Raw genomic sequence first — 787 nt, forward strand, 5'->3', positions numbered from 1 at the left:
CGTCGCCAGGGGGGCCGGGTCGGCCCGTCGGGTGGGCGCCGGACGTCCGGGGCGCTGCGGGGGTGGACGGGGTGGGGGTGCCGGGGATCTCGCCTGCCGGGCCTCGGCGGGCGCGCACGCGGGACAGCTCGCCGAGGTGGCGCAGCAGGGCGCGGGTCACGGCGAGCGGGTCCGGAGCGGCGTTCGCGCCGGTCGCGGCGGGCGGGGGGTGATCCGGCACAGGGACGTCCTTTCCGGAAGTACCCCCAGATCTAACACCCCGCCGGGCCCCCATTCCAGCGAACGGGAGGTATCCGCCCGGCGCGGCGGCGCGGTCCTGACTCGGCCGGGTCAACGCCGCCCGCGCGGGCGGCGCGGGGCGCTCCGGGCGGTAGCGGGGGCGCTACTCGCTCGGCAGCATGATCCAGAGGACGATGTAGACGACGAACTGCGGTCCGGGCAGGAGGCAGGACAGCAGCGCGAGCAGCCGGACGGTCCACGGGCTCATCCCGAAGCGCCGGGCGATCCCGGCGCAGACGCCGGCGATGACGCGGCCCTGCCGAGGACGATAGAGGCCGTTCATGTCGTGGTTCCCCCCAGTCGTGAGCGTCGCGACCGCGTGTACCGCGGCCACGACAACGACACTATGAACCGGACACCCTGCTTCACATCGCCCGTTCGGCTGGTCCCCCTCCCCTACCCGGGACCTAGGGATTCTCCCCTAGGACGAGTAGTTCCGAAGTCTGTCCCCTGGGACAGGGCGAGGGTGTTCAGGCTCGGTTTGTGGAGACCGAAGAACTGAACACCC

2 protein-coding genes are annotated in these 787 nt (G+C 73.1%); both read right to left on the reverse strand.

Annotated elements, in window-relative coordinates; all coding sequences use genetic code 11:
• A partial coding sequence (locus DZF91_RS22980; RefSeq protein ID WP_199486817.1) for a hypothetical protein occupies positions 1–220 on the reverse strand: 220 nt, incomplete at its 3' end.
• Positions 221–382: 162 nt separating this feature from the next.
• Positions 383–562, reverse strand: a complete 180-nt coding sequence (locus DZF91_RS22985) for a PspC domain-containing protein (protein WP_117359473.1) — start codon at positions 560–562, stop codon at positions 383–385.
• Positions 563–787: the final 225 nt, after the last annotated feature.

It is taken from the genome of Actinomadura logoneensis, from assembly GCF_003428695.1.
GTDB lineage: Bacteria > Actinomycetota > Actinomycetes > Streptosporangiales > Streptosporangiaceae > Spirillospora > Spirillospora logoneensis.